Annotated in this window: 2 protein-coding genes; both read right to left on the bottom strand. The window is 39.2% G+C overall.

Annotated features, from left to right (window positions below; all coding sequences use genetic code 11):
• Positions 1 to 149 precede the first annotated feature (149 nt).
• The gene (locus tag CDZ78_RS19015; protein ID WP_087871379.1) at positions 150 to 2,783 is read right to left on the bottom strand and encodes an AAA family ATPase; all 2,634 of its coding nucleotides are present in this window, start codon (positions 2,781 to 2,783) and stop codon (positions 150 to 152) included.
• Positions 2,784 to 2,786: 3 nt separating this feature from the next.
• Positions 2,787 to 3,986, bottom strand: a complete 1,200-nt coding sequence (locus tag CDZ78_RS19020; RefSeq protein ID WP_244559296.1) for a type I restriction enzyme subunit R domain-containing protein — start codon at positions 3,984 to 3,986, stop codon at positions 2,787 to 2,789.
• Positions 3,987 to 4,073: the final 87 nt, after the last annotated feature.

Below are 4,073 nucleotides of genomic sequence, written 5' to 3' on the forward strand. Positions count from 1 at the left end.
AATGAAAATGATCAAAAAAGGGCAAATGATCGGAGGAGATGGCTTGTCTCCTGCAGGACAGTTTTATTCATTAGCCGCATAAAGACCGGTTATGGCAGGTTTTTATGCGCACAATAAACTTTTGCGACAGAACCAAAATGAGCGGGTATTCAATTAATTTGTTTTTGACGACTACGCAAAGAAATTACCCAATCTTTGAGTATTTTAATATCCTGAAAAATCTCATTTGGCGGCGGAGCTTCAGCATTCCTTGCACTTGAAGGATCATGAGCATCCACAATATCACAGCATTTTTTGAAACCAGCATGAAAGGCATCGCAATCGGTATCACTCAGAACTGAAACTTTTTTAAGGTCTTTCGTATTTACATAATCTCTGTGTCGCTGAATAACTCGGAAAAATGCTATATCTTCAATAGCACGCTCCCAAGAAGCTCTCAATTTATTATAGATATTTGACACTTTTTGGCGATATTCTTCATCTTGATTATTATCATAGAATTTCTTGGCATCACGAGCATTTTTTTCCAACTGATCGATACGATCTCCCACGCTCTTGGCAATCCACGGTAAGCCGTCACTTACAATTCCAGCCCCCTGAAGTCCACGGCTAATAGTATTAAAACGAACTATCCTATTTTGCCCTTTAGCCAAGTCAATTAGGTCGTTCACAAACACCAAATCATGGGTAAAAACTATGATCTGTCGGTTTTCTAATTCATCTACAAGCCGTTTGGCGACCTGTTTACGCCATCGATGATCTAATGATGAAACAGGATCATCAAAAACAAGTGTCGAACGGTGTGTAGCTGTTGCTAGTTCAGTTAAAAAGGTAGCAAGAGCTACACATGTTTGTTCACCTTCGCTAAGAATAAAACCTACTTTTGCATCTGGTTTTGCAAAAAGGCGTATTTGATACTGAGGCGAACCAGATTTCCCACCAGATCGAACAATTTCAACCCGTACTTTCTCGGCGGCTAATTTAACAATCTCCTCTTGAAAACGATCGCGTAGTTTTGGTGTGATTACTGTATCAGCGATATCATTACCAATTTTTGTGATCGCGTTTGTCTTTGTATCTACTAGACATTGCTCAATAAAGTGAATAGTTTTAAGACGCTCTACTTCCTCTAACACCGTAGGCAAAATATTGGAAAGCTTTTCACGGTCGGCAAGCTCTGCGAAATCAGCCTCAAGCTTCTTTCTTTCTTCTCCAACAGAAGATTTTTCAAGTTCAAGCGTATAATTGCGTACAGTCTTTTCAAGCTGTTCAAGTTTTGAGATTGGGTTGTCAGCGATAATTGGTAATTGGAGTTCGCCTGTGTTATCCATAGCTTTTATTAAAACATGCCGACGAAGACGTGCCGATGCTATGAACCGACGTGTTTGCTTTGCAAGTTCATGGTTTTGTATCGCAAGCTCTTGACAATATGGTTTCAAAGGCTGTAGTGCTATACTTTGAGAGGTTAGATCACGAAGAGTCTCTTTCGAGGTGTTCTCCGATTCTTGCGCCTGTCGTTCAGTATCTTTTTTTATAACCTCATCAAATAACACCATTCGTTTGATTGCTCCGTCCTCTAATGGCTGTTGGCAAAGCACACATAGGGCATCTTTTTGAGAGGGTGGATATGATTGGTCAGGATATGCAATTTCTGTGGAATAGCGGCGTGCAGAATTCCAAAGAGATTGCCAAACATCACCACCAACACCGGAAAGTGGTACTGAAGAAAACGCTACATCTGCGGCTAATTGTGCCGCTTTCCTCTTGCTCTGAGCATCACGAACAAGATTGAAAACTTGAGTTAAAGCTTCATCAGTCGTATTTTGTGCTATGAGTGTGACAGCATTAAGTAATCCTTTGATATTATCAGCCTTTAATTTCTGTTCCGCTGCGGCTTTAGCTGGATTTTTGGATAAATCTTCTCGAAGACGATTTAATCTTGCCAATTCGTCTTCTGAAAGAGTTGCCAATATAGAAAGTTCTTGTACATCAGTATCGTAATTTAACGATGAAATTATTTGCCCTACAATGGTTTTCTCTTTCCAAGTTGGCTTGGAGAAAATTGGATGCTGAGAGTTCTTAAGTTGTTTTTGCTCCAAGACAAGAGTATCTTTTACTTGCTGACATGCGCTGGCAAGCTCACCGGGAACATCAAGCCCAAACGGACGAAAAGCAACCTCATTTTTTTCATTTATATGAACTGAAGCACAATCACTATCAAAGACGCTGACGGCTGATAATAGGGGATGAGGATTACTCGTGTCTTCCCACATTTCTGTAATTTTCTCGCCACCGCCAATTTTGAAGGTAATAGTAGCAGATGCAGGACGTATAGTGTTTAACTCAGTATCATAAATATTAGGGTTAATTTTCACCGAATGACGAGCTCTACATGCCCGTTTAAGTATTCTTCCATACCCTGATTTACCCGCTCCATTATCACCATAATTTATAGTCAGCCCTTTTTCCTCAAAAGAAAGTGTCTGTAATGGAGCTAGGTTGTTAACACCTACGATATCATTGATTGCCAACAATGAGATAGATTCACCGATTCCCGGATTAGCAGGTAATTGCGTTTTATCCAGAGGAATAGCTTTTAATTCTGTTTCTACTCCTAACCTCCCTTGCTTGCACAATTCTACAAATTCAGCATAATCATTCTTATCAAGAAAGCCCTTAATAATTATTCGCCTAAGTGCGTCTCTCTGCCACTCTGGACGCTGTAATGACCATTCGAGAATTGATTCAAGAACGGTTTTTTGTTGGCCTGTCGATTTCTCCATACTTTATTCAGCTTCCTTGTGTTTGGTCACCGTCGCCTCAAAATCAGCACAGAGTTTATCAACCAAATCCTCCATTTCTTTAAAGAAATAATCACCGACTTTTTTACGGTTCAGAGCCTTGTAACGCCGATATAATTTAGCGAAGTCATCGTAAATTTCATCTTCTGAAACATGTGATTTAATCTTTACAATTAGTCGTTTTCCATCTTCCTGCGCCCGAACAAAACCAAATAAATCCTGAATTTTTCCTTCAAAGTCTTCGATCAAGCTTCCATCAATCGCTTCCTTCTCGTTTCGTACTTCGATAATTTTTAAAATATCAAATTGATAGGGTTCACCTTCTTCCCCTCCAGTGGCAACTTTGAGTTTTTTATTTTTCTTCTTTTCTGTCTCTCTGGTTTCTACCTCGATAATTCCAATCTGATTATCAAAATAGACTTCAATCGGGTCTTTTACATCGTTACTACGATGCATCATGTTGTAAATAGTATTGAATTTACGCAAGAAGAATAAAAAGCTCGGATCGCTGAATTTTGGCTCAAGATCGATCACATATTCAATACGGTTTAGGATCGTAAAATATTGCGCGGTTTTAGCTTTAGTGTCGGCTGTTCTTTTGGGGTTTGCATCAATAAATTTTTCAATGCTGCTTTCTATGTCCAGATAGCTTTCTGGATCATCCCGCCTATGAGCATCCTTGTAAATCTGCATGAAAGGATCAAAAAACTTTTGATAAATTTCAGATTTTTTTAGCTCTGTCAGTAAAATATCCAAAACCCGTTTATCACTGAAGGGGTCAAAGTCACTCACCACTACATCAGAAAAATACTCAAACGCATCCTTGATATTTTGGACATTCACATTGTCGTATGAAAAATCAATAATCTTGCAATCATTCTTATATTTGGTGGTGCGGTTAACGCGGGAAATGGTTTGAATGGCACTGATCCCCTTAATTTCTTTATCCAAAAACAGGGTATGAAGTTTCCGCTCATCAAAGCCAGTTTGGAGCTTGGCGACAACGATAATCAAACCGTTCTTTTTCAGAGCAAAGCTTTCCAGTACCTTTTCTTCTGATAAGCCACCATTCAGCCCTTTAGCACTTTGTTCATCCTGACTATCTGAATAAACGATATAGATAGGGGCTTCGGCGTATTTCTCATATTTTGGTTGTTTAACCAGCTCTTCAAAATGTTTAGTCACTGCTTGCTTGGGTTCTGTCGCATAGATCCCCCTTTCTGACGTTATCTGCTATCATAATTCTCAATTTCAATAAAAGGTGGATCATAT

The organism is Bathymodiolus platifrons methanotrophic gill symbiont (genome assembly GCF_002189065.1).
Classification (GTDB): domain Bacteria; phylum Pseudomonadota; class Gammaproteobacteria; order Methylococcales; family Methylomonadaceae; genus Methyloprofundus.